12 protein-coding genes are annotated in these 16,509 nt (G+C 75.7%); 6 read left to right on the top strand and 6 right to left on the bottom strand.

Annotation, left to right across the window (positions count from 1 at the left end):
* Nucleotides 1-46: 46 nt before the first annotated feature.
* Nucleotides 47-280, bottom strand: a complete 234-nt coding sequence (locus ACRYR7_RS03560; protein WP_432570683.1) for a hypothetical protein — start codon at nt 278-280, stop codon at nt 47-49.
* Nucleotides 281-461: 181 nt separating this feature from the next.
* Here ACRYR7_RS03560 and ACRYR7_RS03555 point away from each other — a divergent pair, with 181 nt between their 5' ends.
* Nucleotides 462-1,415 (top strand): asparaginase domain-containing protein, encoded by a 954-nt coding sequence (locus tag ACRYR7_RS03555; RefSeq protein ID WP_432570682.1) that lies wholly within the window; start codon nt 462-464, stop codon nt 1,413-1,415.
* Between the two features lie 123 nt (nt 1,416-1,538).
* The gene (locus ACRYR7_RS03550; protein WP_432570681.1) at nt 1,539-1,835 is read left to right on the top strand and encodes a Dabb family protein; all 297 of its coding nucleotides are present in this window, start codon (nt 1,539-1,541) and stop codon (nt 1,833-1,835) included.
* A 95-nt stretch (nt 1,836-1,930) separates the two neighbouring features.
* On the opposite strand, the gene ilvC is transcribed toward ACRYR7_RS03550, so the two are convergent.
* The 4 genes from ilvC to ilvD all read right to left on the bottom strand — a co-directional run bounded on the left by ilvC (nt 1,931) and on the right by ilvD (nt 7,424).
* The gene (gene ilvC, locus ACRYR7_RS03545; RefSeq protein ID WP_432570680.1) at nt 1,931-2,959 is read right to left on the bottom strand and encodes a ketol-acid reductoisomerase; all 1,029 of its coding nucleotides are present in this window, start codon (nt 2,957-2,959) and stop codon (nt 1,931-1,933) included.
* Nucleotides 2,960-3,015: 56 nt separating this feature from the next.
* Nucleotides 3,016-3,528: an acetolactate synthase small subunit gene (gene ilvN, locus ACRYR7_RS03540; protein ID WP_166611706.1), complete on the bottom strand. Its 513-nt coding sequence runs from the start codon at nt 3,526-3,528 to the stop codon at nt 3,016-3,018.
* Nucleotides 3,528-5,435: an acetolactate synthase large subunit gene (locus ACRYR7_RS03535; RefSeq protein WP_432570679.1), complete on the bottom strand. Its 1,908-nt coding sequence runs from the start codon at nt 5,433-5,435 to the stop codon at nt 3,528-3,530. The genes ilvN and ACRYR7_RS03535 overlap by 1 nt, the downstream gene beginning before the upstream one ends.
* Before the next feature lie 291 nt (nt 5,436-5,726).
* Nucleotides 5,727-7,424, bottom strand: coding sequence for a dihydroxy-acid dehydratase (gene ilvD / locus ACRYR7_RS03530; protein ID WP_432570686.1), 1,698 nt, complete (start codon nt 7,422-7,424; stop codon nt 5,727-5,729).
* Nucleotides 7,425-7,660: 236 nt separating this feature from the next.
* Between ilvD and ACRYR7_RS03525 the strand changes: the two genes are divergently transcribed.
* On the top strand, nt 7,661-9,676 hold the full coding sequence (locus ACRYR7_RS03525; RefSeq protein WP_432570678.1) for an aldo/keto reductase: 2,016 nt from the start codon (nt 7,661-7,663) through the stop codon (nt 9,674-9,676).
* Between the two features lie 97 nt (nt 9,677-9,773).
* On the opposite strand, the gene ACRYR7_RS03520 is transcribed toward ACRYR7_RS03525, so the two are convergent.
* Nucleotides 9,774-9,950, bottom strand: a complete 177-nt coding sequence (locus tag ACRYR7_RS03520; protein WP_432570677.1) for a hypothetical protein — start codon at nt 9,948-9,950, stop codon at nt 9,774-9,776.
* 308 nt (nt 9,951-10,258) lie between these two features.
* On the opposite strand from ACRYR7_RS03520, the gene ACRYR7_RS03515 reads away from it, so the two are divergent.
* The 3 genes from ACRYR7_RS03515 (at nt 10,259) to ACRYR7_RS03505 (ending at nt 16,505) form a co-directional block, all read left to right on the top strand.
* Entirely contained in the window at nt 10,259-14,458 is a 4,200-nt protein-coding gene (locus ACRYR7_RS03515; protein WP_432570676.1) for a molybdopterin-dependent oxidoreductase, read from the top strand.
* Nucleotides 14,459-14,674: 216 nt separating this feature from the next.
* Nucleotides 14,675-16,066: an MFS transporter gene (locus ACRYR7_RS03510; RefSeq protein ID WP_432570675.1), complete on the top strand. Its 1,392-nt coding sequence runs from the start codon at nt 14,675-14,677 to the stop codon at nt 16,064-16,066.
* Nucleotides 16,067-16,157: 91 nt separating this feature from the next.
* Nucleotides 16,158-16,505 carry a molybdopterin oxidoreductase gene (locus tag ACRYR7_RS03505; RefSeq protein WP_432570674.1) on the top strand — a complete coding sequence of 116 codons (348 nt, stop codon included), beginning with the start codon at nt 16,158-16,160 and terminating at the stop codon, nt 16,503-16,505.
* The last annotated feature ends 4 nt before the right edge of the window (nt 16,506-16,509 follow it).

The raw sequence follows: 16,509 nt of genomic DNA, 5'->3' as shown, positions 1-16,509 counted from the left end.
CCCCGCGAGGGGGGCGGCGCCGGGACGGGTGGGGGCCAGCGTCACGTCAGCTCCCGGCGGGGTCCGACCCGGCCGGGTCCGAGCCCGCGGGGTCCACCTGGGTGGAGTCGCTGTCGCCGGAGTCGGCGTCGCCGCCCTCGCCGCCGGCGGGGTCGGTGCCGGCCGGGTCCGAGCCGGCGGGGTCGACCTGCGTGGCGTCGCTGTCGCCGGAGTCGGCGTCGCCGCCGCCACCGGCGCCGAGGGGGGTGGTGGTGATGTCGTCGTCGCTGAGGTTGCTCATGGCGGTGAGCCTGCCACCCCGGGAGGGGGCGCGCACGCGGTCCCCGCACCCGGTCCCGCACGCGCTCCCCGCACCGGCCGCGCGCGCGGCGGACGCACCCGGTCGGGGCGCCCGGGGCGGGCGGTAGCCTCGCTGGCCGTGCTCGCCCCCCTCCCCTCCCCCGGCACCCGCGCGGTGCGCGGTGGCTGATCCCGGCGCGGCCCCGCTGGTCGCGGTCCTCACCACCGGCGGCACGATCGCCAGCACCCGCGACGAGCGCGGCGTGAGCACCCCCTCCCGCTCGGGCGCGGGCGTCCTGGGGGGCGCCGACGCGCTGGCGGGCGTGCGGGTGCGCACCGCGGAGGTGCTGAACGCGGACTCCTCGACGCTGACGCTGGAGCAGGCGGGCGCCGTGCGCGAGGCGTGCGCCGCGGCGCTGCGGGACCCCGCCGTGCACGGGGTGGTCGTGCTGCACGGCACCGACTCGATGGAGGAGACCGCGTTCCTGCTGGACCTGCACCACGGCGACGAGCGGCCCGTGGTGCTCACCGGCTCGCAGCGCACCGCCGACGACCCGGCGGGCGACGCCCCGGCGAACGTGCTGGCCGCGCTGCGCACCGCCGCGGACGGGCGGGCCCGCGGGCGCGGGGTGCTCGTGGCGTTCGGCGGGCGCGTGCTGCCCGCGGCGGGCACGACGAAGCGGCACACCACGGCGCTGGACGCGTTCGCGGCCCCCGAGCCGGCGCTGCCGCGCGGTGCGGTGCTGCCCTGGCCGGCGGGGGCGGCGTGGCCGCGGGTAGACGTCGTGGCCGTGCACCCGGGCGCCGACGGGGCGCTCGTGGACGCGGCGGTGGCGGCCGGGGCGCGCGGGGTGGTGCTGCAGGCGCTGGGCTCGGGCAACACCGCGCCCGCCGTCGTGGAGGCGGTGGGCCGCGCGGCGCGCGCGGGCACGGCGGTCGTGGTGACCACCCGGGTGCCCGAGGGGCCGGTGGCGGCCACGTACGGCGGTGGCGGCGGCGGGCACGACCTCGCCGCGGCCGGCGCGGTGGGCACCGGGCGGCTGCGCGCCGGGCAGGCGCGCGTGCTGCTGGCGGCGCTGCTGCGCGCCGGGGCGGACGCCGGCCGCGTGGCGGCGGAGTTCCGCGCCCGCGGCTGACCCGCCCCGGACGACCCGCCCGGCAGACCCGGCCCGGCCGGCCCGGGGCGCGGCTGGCACGATCGCGCCCGGGCGGCGACCGCGCCGCTCCACGGGAGCACGCACCGCACGAACGGGGACGACGTGATCGAGCACACCGTCTGCTTCACCCTGGTCCACCCGGAGGGCTCGGAGGCCGAGCGCACCTTCCTCACCGGGGCGCGGGAGGTGCTCAGCGCCGTGCCCGGCGTGCAGGGCTTCACCGTCAGCCGGCAGGTCAGCGCGAAGAGCGGCTACCGCTTCCGCTTCTCGATGCGCTTCGCCGACGAGGACGCCTACCGCGCCTACGACGCGCACCCCGACCACGCCGCCTTCGTCGCCCGGCGCTGGGCCACCGAGGTGCGCGAGTTCCAGGAGCTGGACTTCACGCCCTGGCCCTGAGGACCCGCCGGCGCGCGTCCGGGACGCGCGAGGGCCCCGCACCGGCGACGGTGCGGGGCCCTCGTGCTGCGGGCGGACTCAGCGGGCGGCTGGCGTCAGCGGGCGGCGGAGCCCTCGACGTAGTCGGAGTCGTCGGACTTCACCCAGGCCATGAGCTTGCGCAGCTCGCGGCCGGTCTTCTCGATGGGGTGCTGCTCGGCCTGCTCGCGCAGGCGCTTGAACTCCGGCGCGCCGGCGTCCTGGTCCTCGATGAAGCGCTGGGCGAAGGTGCCGTCCTGGATGTCCTTGAGGACCTCGCGCATGCGCTCCTTGACGGAGGCGTCGATGACGCGCGGGCCGGAGACGTAGTCGCCCCACTCGGCGGTGTCCGACACGCTCCAGCGCTGCTTGGCGATGCCGCCCTCGTACATGAGGTCGACGATGAGCTTGAGCTCGTGCAGGCACTCGAAGTAGGCGACCTCCGGCTGGTAGCCGGCCTCGGTGAGGACCTCGAAACCGGTCTGCACCAGCGCCGAGGCGCCGCCGCACAGGACGGCCTGCTCGCCGAACAGGTCGGTCTCGGTCTCCTCGGTGAAGGTGGTCTTGATGCCGCCGGCGCGCAGGCCGCCGATCGCCTTGGCGTAGGCCAGGGCCAGGTCCCACGCGCCGCCGGTGGCGTCCTGCTCCACCGCGACGATGACGGGCACGCCGCGGCCGTCGACGTACTCGCGGCGCACCAGGTGGCCGGGGCCCTTGGGGGCGACCATGACGACGTCGACGTCGGCGGGGGGCTTGATGTAGCCGAAGCGGATGTTGAAGCCGTGGCTGAAGAACAGCGCCTTGCCGGCGGTGAGGTTCGGCTCGATGGACTCCGCGTACAGGCCGCGCTGCAGGTGGTCCGGGACCAGCACCATGATCACGTCGGCGGCCTTGGCGGCCTCGGAGGGGGTGAGGACCCGCAGGCCCTGCTCCTCGGCCTTGGCGCGGCTCTTCGAGCCCTCCTTCAGGCCGACGACGACGTCCACGCCGGAGTCGCGCAGCGAGAGCGCGTGCGCGTGGCCCTGGCTGCCGAAGCCCAGGACCGCCACCTTCTTGTCGGTGATCTTGGACAGGTCGGCGTCGTCGTCGTAGAACATCTCGGCCACGGGGGCGTCTCCTCGGTCGTTTGGGTCGGGTGCGGGGGTGGCGCTCGCGCGCCGGCTCAGGCCGAGCGCAGGGCGCGGTCGGAGATGGCCCGGCCGCCGCGCGCCAGCGCGACGGAACCGGACTGGACGAGCTCGCGGATGCCGAAGGGCTCCAGGACCCGCAGCAGCGCGGCCAGCTTGTCGGGGCCGCCGGTGGCCTCGACGGTGACCGCGTCCGGGGAGACGTCGACGACGTGGGCGCGGAAGAGCGCCACGGTGTCGACGACCTCGCCGCGGACGGAGGCGTCGGCGCGGACCTTCACGAGCAGCAGCTCGCGCTGGACCGAGGCGTCGTCCTCGAGCTCGACGATCTTCAACACGTTGACCAGCTTGTTGAGCTGCTTGGTCACCTGCTCCAGGGGCTGCGACTCCACGTCGACGACGATGGTCATCCGGGAGATCTCGCTGCGCTCGGTCGGTCCGACCGTCAGGGAGTGGATGTTGAAGTTCCTGCGCGCGAACAGCGAGGTGATGCGCATCAGGACGCCCGGCCGGTTCTCGACCAGGACGGAGAGGGTGTGGCGGCTCATCAGGAGATCACCTGCACGTGCGAGGGGTCGTCGGTGGACACGCCGTCGCTGTCGGCCTCGCGGTCCCACTCCGGGGACAGGCCGCGCGCGTACTGGATGGCGTCGTTGCTCACGCCGGCCTCGACCATCGGCCACACCATGGCGTCGCGGTGCACGCGGAAGTCGATCACCACGGGCACGTCGTTGATCGCCATCGCCTTCTCGATCGTGGCGTCGACGTCCTCGGGGCGTTCGCAGCGCAGGCCCACGCAGCCGTAGGCCTCGGCGAGCTTGACGAAGTCCGGGATCGGCACGGAGTGCGCGGTGTGGTGGTCGCCGGAGTGCAGGTCGGTGTTGGAGTAGCGCTCCGAGTAGAAGAGCGTCTGCCACTGGCGCACCATGCCCAGGCTGGAGTTGTTGATGATGGCGACCTTCACCGGGATGCCGTTGAGGGTGCAGGTGGCCAGCTCCTGGTTGGTCATCTGGAAGCAGCCGTCGCCGTCGATCGCCCACACCACCGCGTCGGGGCGGCCGACCTTGGCGCCCATGGCCGCCGGCACCGCGTAGCCCATGGTGCCCAGGCCCCCGGAGTTCAGCCAGGTGCGCGGGTTCTCGTACTTCACGAACTGCGCGGACCACATCTGGTGCTGGCCGACGCCGGAGACGTAGACGGCCTCGGGCCCGGCGATGGCGCCGATGCGCGCGATGACGTGCTGGGGCGCCAGGGTGCCGTCGTCGGGGTCGTCGTAGCCCAGCGGGTACGTGCGGCGCCAGGCGTCGGTCTGCTCGACCCAGGGGCCGATGTCGGTGCGCCCGTTCGCCTCGAACTCGGCGGCGACGGCGGAGGCCAGCTCGGCGAGCACGAGCTTGGCGTCGCCCACGATCGGCACGTCCACGGCGCGGTTCTTGCCGATCTCGGCCGGGTCGATGTCGGCGTGGATGACCTTGGCGCCCTGCGCGAAGGTGGACAGCTGGCCGGTGACGCGGTCGTCGAAGCGCGCGCCGAGCGTGATGAGCAGGTCGGACTTCTGCAGGGCCGCCACGGCGGCGACGGTGCCGTGCATGCCGGGCATGCCCAGGTTCGAGGGGTGCGAGTCGGGCAGCGCGCCGCGGGCCATGAGCGTGGTGACGGCCGGGATGCCGGTCAGGTCGGCCAGGGCGCGCAGCTCGGGGGCGGCGTCGGCCTTCACCACGCCGCCGCCCACGTAGAGCACGGGGCGCTCGGCGGCGGCGATGAGGCGCGCGGCCTCCTTGACCTGCTTGCCGTGCGGGCGCGTCACGGGGCGGTAGCCGGGCAGGTCCACGGAGGCGGGCCACTCGAAGGAGGTGCGCGCCTGCAGCGCGGACTTGGCCACGTCGACGAGCACGGGGCCGGGGCGGCCGGTGGAGGCCAGGTGGAACGCCTCGGCGACGGTGCGCGGGATGTCGGCGGGGTCGGTCACCAGGTAGTTGTGCTTGGTGATCGGGGTGGTGATCCCCGCGATGTCCGCCTCCTGGAAGGCGTCGGTGCCGATCGCGGCGGCGCCGACCTGGCCGGTGATCGCGACCAGGGGCACGGAGTCCATGTTCGCGTCGGCGATGGGCGTGACGAGGTTCGTCGCGCCGGGGCCGGAGGTGGCCATGCACACGCCGACCTTGCCGGTGGCCACCGCGTAGCCCTCGGCGGCGTGGCCGGCGCCCTGCTCGTGGCGCACGAGGATGTGCCGCACGTGCGGGGAGTCCATCAGCGGGTCGTAGGCGGGCAGGATCGCGCCGCCGGGGATGCCGAAGACGACCTCGACCCCTACCGCCTCGAGGGAGCGGACCAGGCTCTGCGCGCCGGTGAGCGACGCGACGGGGAGCGTGGGGTCCAGCGGCAGGCCGCTCGGGCCCTGCTCGCGGGCCGGCGGGGTGCTGATCGGCGGGGTGCTGATCGGCTCGTGGGCCATCTCGGAGTCCTCCTCGGGCGGTGCGGTTCGGGTCCTGCGGTCGTCGGACGCGACCGGCCGCTCGGTGCGCCGGACGCGAAAAGACCCCTGCGCCGCTGGGGCGAGGGGTCGCGCGCTCGGCGGGTCGATCGTCGTCGACCTCAGCGGGCGCGCTGTCCGATGGCTACGAGGAACCGCATGCGCAGCACGGTAGTCGCCCCCGCGGGCGCTGTCAGCCGAGGGGGTGTCCTGTCTCACATGCTGGACAGAAGGTCCAGCAGGTGGACAGGACGCCCCTCGCGGCCCGGTGCCTCAGAGGCAGACGGCGCCCGTGGAGGCCGACTGGACCTGCTTGGCGTACTTGGCCAGCACGCCGCGGGTGAACACCGGGGGCAGCGGGGCCCAGCCCTCGCGGCGCGCCTCGAGCTCGGCGTCGTCCACGAGCACCTCCAGCGTCTTGCCCGCCACGTCCAGGCGGATGCGGTCGCCGTCGCGCACGAACGCGACGGGGCCGCCGTCGACGGCCTCGGGGGCGATGTGCCCCACGCACAGGCCGGTGGTGCCGCCCGAGAAGCGCCCGTCGGTCAGCAGCAGCACGTCCTTGCCCAGCCCGGCGCCCTTGATCGCACCGGTGATCGCGAGCATCTCGCGCATCCCCGGCCCGCCCTTGGGGCCCTCGTAGCGGATGACGACGACGTCGCCGGCGCCGATGGTGCCGTCCTCCAGCGCGTCCAGCGCGGCCTGCTCGCGCTCGAAGACGCGGGCGGTGCCCTCGAAGACCTCCGAGTCGAAGCCGGCGCTCTTGACGACCGCCCCGCCGGGGGCGAGGTTGCCCGAGAGGACCGTGATGCCGCCGGTGCGGTGGATGGGGTCGTCCAGCGCGCGCAGCACGACGCCGTCGACGTCCGGCGGGGCGATGGCGGCGAGGTTCTCGGCCATCGTCCTGCCCGTGACCGTCAGGGTGTCGCCGTGCAGCAGGCCGGCGTCCAGCAGGGCGCGCATGACGACCGGGATGCCGCCGATGCGGTCCACGTCGACCATGACGTGCCGGCCGAACGGCTTGAGGTCGCCCAGGTGGGGCACCTTGCCGGCGATGCGGTCGAAGTCGGCCAGGGTCAGGTCCACCTCGGCCTCGTAGGCGATGGCCAGCAGGTGCAGCACCGCGTTGGTGGAACCGCCCAGCGCCATGACCACGGCGATGGCGTTCTCGAACGCCTCCTTGGTGAGGATCTGCCGGGCGGTGATGCCCTGCGCCAGCAGGTTCACCACGGCCTCGCCGGAGCGGCGGGCGAAGCCGTCGCGGCGGCGGTCGGTGGCCGGCGGGGCCGCGCTGCCCGGCAGCGACATGCCCAGCGCCTCGGCCGCGGCGGCCATGGTGTTCGCGGTGTACATGCCGCCGCAGGCGCCCTCGCCGGGGCAGATGGCCCGCTCGATGACGTCGACGTCCTCGCGGGACATCAGCCCGCGCGCGCAGGCGCCGACGGCCTCGAAGGCGTCGATGAGGGTGACCTCGTGCTCGCTGCCGTCGGACAGCTTGGCCCGCCCCGGCAGGATCGTGCCCGCGTAGAGGAAGACGCTGGCCAGGTCCAGGCGGGCGGCGGCCATGAGCATGCCCGGCAGCGACTTGTCGCAGCCGGCCAGCAGCACCGAGCCGTCCAGGCGCTCGGCGCTCATGACGGTCTCGACGGAGTCCGCGATCACCTCGCGGCTGACCAGGGAGTAGTGCATGCCCTGGTGGCCCATGGAGATGCCGTCGGAGACGGAGATCGTGCCGAACTCCAGCGGGTAGCCGCGGGCGGCGTGCACGCCGTCCTTGACGGCCTTGGCGAGGCGGTCCAGCGGCAGGTTGCAGGGGGTGATCTCGTTCCAGCTCGAGGCGACGCCGATCTGGGGCTTGACCCAGTCGTCGTCGCCCATGCCGACCGCGCGGAGCATGCCGCGCGAGGCGGTCGCCTGGAGGCCGTCGGTCACCTGGCGGCTGCGGGGCTTGATGTCGACGCCCGGGGCCACCCGGGGGCCGCCGGCGGCGGGGCCCGCGCCGGGGGTGGTGCCGCCCGGCTGCGCCGCCGGCTCGTTCGAGGGGGTGTGCAGGCTCACGCGAGGAGTCTAGGTCCCGCCCGCGCGCCGCCCGGACGGCGCGGAGGCCGCCCGGCGGCGGGGCCGTTGACCCCGGGGTGGGCCGTGCCTAGGCTCGGCGCACGCCGTGTGCGCTCACGGCGACACCCCACCACGCGAAGGAGCGCCCCGTGGCGTCGCCCGCCCCCCTGCGCTGGGCCGTGCTCGGCCCCGGTTCCATCGCCCGCCGGTTCGCCTCCCAGCTGCCGGCCTCCGGCGCCGGCGCGATCACCGCCGTCGGCAGCTCGGACGCCGCGCGCGCCCGCGCCTTCGCCGACGAGCACGCCCCCGGCGCGCGCACCGGCACCCACGCCGAGGTCCTCGCCGACCCCGACGTCGACGCCGTCTACGTCGCCACCGTGCACACCACCCACGCGCCACTGGCGATCGCCGCGCTGCGCGCGGGCAAGCACGTGCTGTGCGAGAAGCCGCTGGCGCCCAACCACGGCAGCGCCATGGCCGTGGTCGACGCCGCCCGCACCAGCGGCCGGGTGCTCGTGGAGGCGTACATGTACGCCTTCCACCCGCAGCAGCGCGCGCTGCTGGACCTGGTGCGCTCCGGCGAGGTCGGGCGCGTGCTGCACGTGGACGCCAGCTTCTCCTTCGCCGCGGGCTCCCCCACCGGCCGGCTGTTCGACGCCGACCTGGCCGGCGGCGGCATCCTCGACGTCGGTGGCTACCCCGTGACGATGGCGCGGGCCGTGGCGGGCGCGGCGCTGGGCCGCCCGGCGGTGCTGGCCGGGCTGCGCGGCTCGGGCACCGTGGGCGCCACGGGCGTGGACGAGTGGGCCGTGGCCGCGTTGGAGTTCGAGGGCGGGGTCACCGCCACCGTGCGCACCGGCGTGCGGCTGGCCGAACCGCCGGCGGTGGCCGTGCACGGCTCGGCCGGCTCGATCCACCTGGCCGACCCGTGGGCGATCGGCGGGCGCACCGAGCTCGTCGTGCGCCGCGTCGGCGAGCCCGAGCGGGTGCTGGCCTTCGACCCCGGCGCCGACGAGCACCTGCCCTACGCCGCCGAGGCGGCCGCGCTGGCGCACCTGGCGCAGCGGGCCGCGGCCGGCGAGGACGTCTCCGCCGGGGCGGCCGAGCACGGCCTGGAGGACAGCCTGGCCACCGCCGTCGCGCTGGACCGCTGGCGCGCCGCCGTCGGGGTGCGCTACCCGTTCGAGCGCGACACCGCCGACGTCCCCACCGTCTCGGGGCTGCCGCTGCGCGTGGCCGACCCGAACCCCATGCGCTACGGGCGCATCGAGGGCCTGGACAAGCCCCTCTCGCGCGTCGTCGTCGGGGTGGACAACCAGCCCGACCTCGCGCACGCCTCGGCGCTGTTCGACGCGTTCTGGGAGCTGGGCGGCACCACGTTCGACACCTCCTGGTGGTACGGGCAGGGCCGCTTCGAGAAGCTGCTGGGGCAGTGGCTGACCAACCGCGGCCTGCACCGCGAGGCCGTCGTGCTCGTCAAGGGCGGGCACACGCCCGAGTGCACCCCGCAGGGCATGACGTGGCAGCTGCTGGAGTCGCTGGAGAACCAGCAGAGCGAGAAGGCCGACGTCTACCTGCTGCACCGCGACAACCCCGACGTCCCGGTCGGCGAGTTCGTCGACGTCCTCAACGAGCACGCCGACGCCGGGCGGATCGGGGTGTTCGGCGTCTCGAACTGGACGAGGGAGCGCTTCGACGAGGCGAACGCCTGGGCCGCCGCGCACGGCAAGCGGGGCCTGTCGGTGCTGAGCAACCACTTCGGCCTGGCCGAGGCGCTCGACGTGCCGTGGGCGGGCTGCCAGCACGTCACCGACGCCGCCTCCAAGCGCTGGCTGGTCGAGCGGCAGGTGCCGCTGCTGCCGTGGAGCTCGCAGGCGCGGGGGTTCTTCGCCCGCGCCGACCCGGCCGACCGCTCCGACGCGGAGCTGGTGCGCTGCTACCACAGCGAGGCGAACTTCGAGCGCAAGCGCCGTGCGGAGAAGCTCGGCGCGGAGCTGGGGGTGCCGGCCACGGCGGTGGCGCTGGCGTACGTGCTGGCCCAGCCGTTCCCGACGTTCGCGCTGGTCGGCCCGCGCAGCGTCGCCGAGCTGCGCTCCTCCACGGCCGGGCTGGGCGTGGAGCTGGACGAGGCGCAGGTCGCCTGGCTGGACCTGCGCGAGGGCTGAGGGGGCGCCCGGCGCGGGCCGGGCAGCGAGGAGGGCCCCGGTGCGGGTGCACCGGGGCCCTCCCCGCGCCGGGGACCGGCCGGGCGTCAGCGGCGGGTCAGCGGCGGGTCAGGCCCAGCCCGCGCAGCGAGGCGCTGACCTCCTCGGGCCGCCAGCCCAGGCGGCCGTCGGTCCACGTCGGCTCCGGCAGCAGCCGGCGGCCGACGAGCTGGTGCAGGGTGGCCACGTCCACGTCGTAGCGGTGGCTGACCTGCAGCAGGGTGAGCTTGTCCATCGGTGCCTCTCCTCGCCCCGGCGCGCGGCGCCGGGCGTGCGGGCCCGCGGCCGGGCGGCCGGCGGGTCGGTGGTGGCCTGGCGCTCTCGGGCGGGACAGGCACTCCCAGCCTACCGGCGCAGCGCCCCGCCCCCGGCCTGCCGGCGGGCCCCGCCGCGCACGGGCGGAGCCGCCGCGGGCGCCCCCGCGGCCGCCCTGCCGGCCGCCCGGGGCGCCTCTCGGGCGCGGCGCGGAGCTGTGAGGGCACCGCACCGCCGGCGTGACGGGCGCGAAACCGCCGCGAAACACTCCTCCGCTGTCCTGGGCCCATGGCGCCCGAGACCACCGCCGACGCCTCCCCCGTCGAGCCCGCGACCCGCCCCGCGACCACGACCGCGGCCGCGGCCGCGGCCGCGGCCGTGGCAGGACCCGCGGTGGAGCCCGCCGCCGGGACCGTGCGGACCTCCTGCTCGTACTGCGGGGTGGGCTGCGGGATCGTGCTGCGGGTCGGCACCGACGCGGCCACCGGCCGGCGGGTGGTCCGGGGCGTCAGCGGCGACCGCGAGCACCCGGCCAACGCCGGGCGGCTGTGCACCAAGGGCGCCACGAGCGCGGAGTTCCTGCTGGCGCGCGGCCGCCTGGAGCACGCGCACGTGCGCCCGGCCCGGGGCGCGCCGCCGGTCCCCACCGGCGTGCGCGAGGCGGTGGCGCTGGTCGCCCGGCGCCTGCGCGCGATCGTCGAGGAGCACGGCCCCGACGCGGTCGCCCTGTACGTCTCCGGCCAGATGTCGCTGGAGGCGCAGTACCTGGCGACCAAGCTCGCCAAGGGGTACCTGCGCACCCGCTACCTGGAGTCGAACTCGCGGCTGTGCATGGCCAGCGCCGGCACCGGCTACAAGACGTCCCTGGGCGCCGACGGCCCGCCCGGTTCCTACGACGACTTCGACCACGCCGACGTCTTCCTCGTCACCGGCGCGAACATGGCCGACTGCCACCCGGTCCTCTTCCTGCGGATGGCCGACCGGCTCAAGGCCGGCGCCAGGCTGATCGTGGTGGACCCGCGCCGCACCGCCACCGCCGAGCGCGCCGACCTGTTCCTGCAGATCCGCCCCGGCACCGACCTGGCGCTGCTCAACGGCCTGCTGCACCTGATCGTCGAGGCCGGGCACGTGGACGAGGCGTTCGTCGAGAGCTGCACCGACGGCTGGGAGGCCGTGGTGGAGATGCTCGCCGACTACTCCCCCGCCGCGGTCAGCGCGATCACCGGCCTGGCCGAGGAGGACCTGCGCACCGCCGCCCGCTGGATCGGCGAGGCCGGGGAGTGGATGTCGTGCTGGACGATGGGGCTGAACCAGAGCACCCACGGCACCTGGAACACCAACGCCCTGTGCAACCTGCACCTGGCCACCGGCGCCATCGGCCGGCGCGGCAGCGGGCCGTTCTCCCTGACCGGCCAGCCCAACGCGATGGGCGGGCGCGAGATGGGCTACATGGGCCCGGGCCTGCCCGGGCAGCGCTCGGTCCTCGCCGAGGAGGACCGCGCCTTCGTCGAGGACGCCTGGGGCGTGCCGCGCGGCACGATCCGCACCGACGCGTGCTCCGGCACGATCGACATGTTCGAGCGCATGGCGGCCGGGGAGGTCAAGGCCTGCTGGGTGATCTGCACGAACCCGGTCGCCTCGGTGGCCAACCGCAGCACCGTGGTGGAGGGCCTGCGGGCCGCGGAACTGGTCGTGTGCCAGGACGCGTTCGCCGAGACCGAGACCACCGCGCACGCCGACGTGCTGCTGCCGGCGGCGCTGTGGGCGGAGTCCACCTACGTCACCGTCAACTCCGAGCGCACGCTGACGCTGCTGCCGCAGGCCGTGGACGCGCCCGGCGAGGCGCTGCCGGACTGGCGGCTCATCGCCCTGGTCGCCGCCGAGCTGGGGTACGGCGAGGCGTTCGCGCACACCTCCTCCGAGGAGGTGTTCGAGGAGCTGCGCCGCTTCGCCAACCCCGCCACGGGCTACGACCTGCGCGGCATCGACTACGCCAAGCTGCGCGGCGGCCCGGCGCAGTGGCCCAGCCCGCCCGGCGACGAGGGCCGGCGCAACCCCGTGCGCTACCGCGAGGGCGACGGGTTCCGCTTCGCCACCGCGAACGGGCGCGCGCAGTTCCACGCCCGCCCGCACGTGGACCCCGCCGAGCTGCCCGACGACGAGCACCCCTTCGTCCTGACGACCGGCCGGGTGCAGCACCAGTGGCACACCCTCACCAAGACGGGCAAGGTCGCCAAGCTCAACAAGCTGGACCCCGGCCCGTTCCTGGAGCTGCACCCGGACGACGCGCGCGCCCTGGGCGCCGCGGAGGGCGACCTGGTCGAGGTGGTCTCCCGGCGCGGGCGCGCCGTGCTGCCGGCGCGCCCCAGCGACCGGGTGCGCCCGGGGAACTGCTTCGCGCCCTTCCACTGGAGCGACACCCACGGCGAGGACCTGGCCGTCAACGCCGTCACCAGCGACGCGGTGGACGCGGTGTCCTTCCAGCCGGAGCTGAAGTTCACCGCCGTGCGCCTGGCGCGGGTGGGGCCGCGCCCCGCCGCGTCCACCGCCGGTTCCGTGCCCGCGGGTTCCGCGGACGCGGCGGCGGGGCTGCTGGAGCCGGCCGGGCCGCCGGCGCTGGACGAGCTGCAGCGCACCTACCTCGACGGCCTGCTGTGGGGGCGCCGGCAGCCCGGCGGCACCGGGGTGCCCGTGCTGCCGCCGTCCGCGCCGTTCGAGCCGCGCACCCGCGCCTGGGTGGACGGGCTGCTGGCCGGGCTGTTCTCCCGCACCGCCGAGGCGCCCGCCGGGGAGCGGGCGGGAGCGGCCCGGGGAGGCGCCCGGCGGGTGACCGTGCTGTGGGGCTCGCAGACCGGCGGCGCCGAGGAGCGCGCCGCCGGCTTCGCCGAGCGACTGCGCGCCGACGGGTACGAGGTGGACCTGCGCGGCATGGAGCGGGCCGACCCGGCGGGCCTGGCCGCGGCGGGCACCGTCCTCGTGGTCACCAGCACCTTCGGCGACGGCGACGCCCCCGACAACGGCGCCGCGCTGTGGTCCGCGCTCAGCGCGCCCGACGCGCCCGCGCTGGGCTCCACGCGCTTCGCGGTGCTGGCCATGGGCGACTCCAGCTACGACGACTTCTGCGGCCACGGCCGCCGCCTCGACGCGCGCCTGGCGGAGCTGGGGGCGAGCCGCATCGCCGAGCGCGCCGACTGCGAACCGGGCGAGGACGACAAGGCGCTCACCTGGTTCCAGCGGGTGCTCGAGCGCCTCGGCGAGCCCGCACCGGGCGGCGGGAGCGCACCGGGCGGCGAGGCCGGGAGCGGGCCCGGTGCGGTGCCCGCCCCGCGCACCGCGCGCGACAGCCCGCCCTCGCCGCGCCCGGCGCAGCGCGGCACCCGCGCCGCCCCGGTGCCCGCGCCCCTGGTGCGCAACGAGCGCCTGACCGGCGAGGGCTCGGGCAAGGACGTGCGCCGCTTCGGCTTCGCGCTCGCCGAGGGCGTCACCTACCGCGCCGGGGACTCCCTGGGGGTGTGGCCCGTCAACGACGAGGAGGAGGTGCGGGCCTTCCTGGCCGCGAGCGGGCTGCCCGCCGACGGCACGGTGCGCCTGGACGGCGCCGGGGAGACGAGCTGGCGCGAGGCCGCCCGCCGGCACCTGGACCTGCGCCGGGCCAGGCCGGAGCTGCTGCGCCTGCTGGCCGCGCGCACGCGCGGCGGAGAGCTGGCGGGGCTGCTGGCCGCCGAACGCGCCGCGGAGCTGCGCTCCTGGCTGCGCGGGCGCACCGTGGCCGACGTGCTGGCCCGCTTCCCGGCCCGTGCCGACGGCGAGGAGTGGCAGGCGGTGCTGGGGCGGCTGCAGCCGCGGCAGTACTCGATCTCCTCCTCGCCGCTGGTGGACCCGCACGAGGTGCAGCTGACGGTGAGCGTGGTGCGCTACGAGCTCGACGGCCGCGCCCGCGCGGGGCTGTGCTCGTCCTACCTGGCCGACCGCTGCGCGGCGGGCGAGGCGGTGCCGGTGTTCGTGCAGCCCTCGGCGCACTTCCGCCCGCCGGCCGACCCGGACGCGCCGGTGGTCATGGTGGGGCCGGGCACGGGCGTGGCACCGTTCCGCGCGTTCCTGCACGAGCGGCGGGCGCTGGGGCACACCGGCCGCAACTGGCTCTTCTTCGGCGAGCGGCGCTCGGCCACCGACTACTACTACCGCGAGGAGCTGGAGGCGATGCGCGCCGACGGCTTCCTCACCCGCCTGTCGCTGGCCTTCTCCCGCGACCAGGACGAGAAGGTCTACGTGCAGGACCGGATGCTCCAGCACGGCGAGCAGCTGTGGGCCTGGCTGCAGGAGGGGGCCTCGCTGTACGTGTGCGGGGACGCCTCGCGCATGGCCCGCGACGTCGACGCCGCGCTGCGGCGTGTCGCGGAGGTGCACGGCGGCATGGACGAGCAGGAGGCCGCCGAGCACGTGGCCCGCCTGGCCGCGGACAGGCGCTACCTGCGCGACGTCTACTGACCCTGCCCGCCGGGCCGCCCGGCCCGCCGCCGCCGCCCGGCCCGGCCGCCCCTCACAGCCGGGCCGGGCCGGGGTGAGGACAACGTGTCGTCGGTGAAACACGACGGAACGGGCGCGGTAACACGCCCGCCGTAGCGTTCCGGTCACGGCAGCGCCCCGGCGCGCCGGCACCGCTTCCCGACCGTGCCCCGCCCGCACCGACCGAGGAGTCGACCGATGGCCGTCACCGAGGAGCGCGACCCCGCGCTCGGCACCGTCCCCCGCCCGCGCCCGGGCCGCTGGGTCGACCACTACGACCCCGAGGACCGCGAGCAGTGGGAGAGCACGGGCCGCGCCGCCGCCCGGCGCAACCTGTGGCTGTCGATCTTCGCGGAGTTCCTCGGCTTCTCCGTCTGGCAGCTGTGGACGATCGTCACCCCGTCGCTGAACAGCGCCGGCTTCTCCCTCAGCGCCGACCAGATGTTCTGGCTCATCGCGGTCCCGAACCTCGTCGGCGCCACCCTGCGCTTCCCGTACACCTTCGCCGTGCCGCGCTTCGGCGGGCGCAACTGGACGATCGTCTCGGCGCTGCTGCTGATCGTGCCGTGCGCGGGCCTGGCGGTCGTCGTGCAGAACCCGGACACGCCGTTCTGGCTCATGGTGCTGGTGGCCGCGACCGCCGGCGTCGGCGGCGGCAACTTCGCCAGCAGCATGGCCAACATCTCCTTCTTCTTCCCCGAGCGGGAGAAGGGCGCCGCCCTGGGCCTGAACGCCGCCGGCGGCAACCTCGGCGTCGCCGTCGTGCAGCTGGTGGTCCCGATCGTCGTCGTCATCGGCGGCGGGCTGGCGCTGGAGCGCGCCGGGCTGGTCGTCATCCCGCTGGCGGTGCTGGCGGCGGTGCTGGCGTGGCGGTCCATGGACAACCTCTCCGCCGCCAAGGCCGACTTCGCCGGCTACGCCGCCGCGGTGCGCAACAAGCACACCTGGGTCATCTCCTTCCTCTACATCGGCACCTTCGGCTCGTTCATCGGCTACGCCGGTGTCTTCCCCACCCTCATCAAGAACGAGTTCCCGCAGGTCAGCTTCGACTGGGGCTTCATCGGGCTGCCCACGGTGCCGCTGACGCTGGCCTTCACCGGCGCGCTCGTCGGGTCGATGGCCCGCCCCTACGGCGGGCGCCTGTCGGACCGGCTCTCCGGCGCCAGCGTCAGCATCGGCGCCTACGCCGTCATGGCGCTGGGCGCCCTGGGGGCGATCGCCGCGCTGCGCTCCGGCAGCTTCGCGCTGTTCTTCGGCAGCTTCCTGGTGCTGTTCGTCGCCAGCGGGATGGGCAACGGCTCGATCTACCGGATGATCCCGGCCGTCTTCCGCGCCGGCCTGACCCCCGGCGACGGCGCCGGGCTGGTCCTGGCCAAGCGGGAGGCCGCCGCCTGCATCGGCATCGCCGCCGGCGTCGGCGCCTACGGCGGGTTCATCATCCCGCGCGTGTTCGCCACCTCCATGACGAGCACCGGCTCGCTGGTGCCCGCCCTGGTCGGCTTCATCGGCTTCTACGCCGTGTGCGCCGCCGTCACCGCCGCCGTGTACGTGCGCGGCCGCGCCACCCGCTTCGCCGGCACCGCCATCTGACACCGCCACCTGACACCGCCGCCAGGTACCGCCACACGCCACCCGGCACCCCCACCCGGACCGCACCGACCGGACCCCCAGGAGGACCCCCGTGAGCTCGACCCCCCGCTTCCTGCAGGGCGCCTTCCCGTTCACCGGGGAGGGGCTGGAGAAGCCCACCCCCGTGGAGGGGCTGCCCTCGCGCACCGTGCCGGACGGCGTGCGCGCCCAGCCCGTCTACCTGCGCGCGGGCAACTCCACCGACGAGCTCATCAGCGTGGTGCTGCTGCGCGACGGGGTGGCGATGCGCTGGTTCCCCGTGGGGGCACGCTCGTCGGTGCACGTGCCGCTGCGCATCGTGGAGGACGTCGAGGCGCCCGCCGTGCTGGAGCTGCGCGTCGCGGCGCCGGAGGGCGTCAGCGGCACCGTCGTCGTCGACTTCGGCCTGGTGGAGGTCTGATCCC

It is taken from the genome of Kineococcus gurbantunggutensis (genome assembly GCF_050871925.1).
Taxonomy (GTDB): domain Bacteria; phylum Actinomycetota; class Actinomycetes; order Actinomycetales; family Kineococcaceae; genus Kineococcus.
This window is presented reverse-complemented; position numbering and strand designations above follow the sequence as displayed.

Bases quoted from the DNA above. Each gene is read 5' to 3' on its own strand.
- ACRYR7_RS03560 (WP_432570683.1), bottom strand. From the start codon at position 280: ATGAGCAACCTCAGCGACGACGACATCACCACCACCCCCCTCGGCGCC.
- ilvN (WP_166611706.1), bottom strand. From the start codon at position 3,528: ATGAGCCGCCACACCCTCTCCGTCCTGGTCGAGAACCGGCCGGGCGTC.
- ACRYR7_RS03535 (WP_432570679.1), bottom strand. From the start codon at position 5,435: ATGGCCCACGAGCCGATCAGCACCCCGCCGATCAGCACCCCGCCGGCC.
- ACRYR7_RS03520 (WP_432570677.1), bottom strand. From the start codon at position 9,950: ATGGACAAGCTCACCCTGCTGCAGGTCAGCCACCGCTACGACGTGGAC.
- ACRYR7_RS03515 (WP_432570676.1), top strand. From the start codon at position 10,259: ATGGCGCCCGAGACCACCGCCGACGCCTCCCCCGTCGAGCCCGCGACC.
- ACRYR7_RS03510 (WP_432570675.1), top strand. From the start codon at position 14,675: ATGGCCGTCACCGAGGAGCGCGACCCCGCGCTCGGCACCGTCCCCCGC.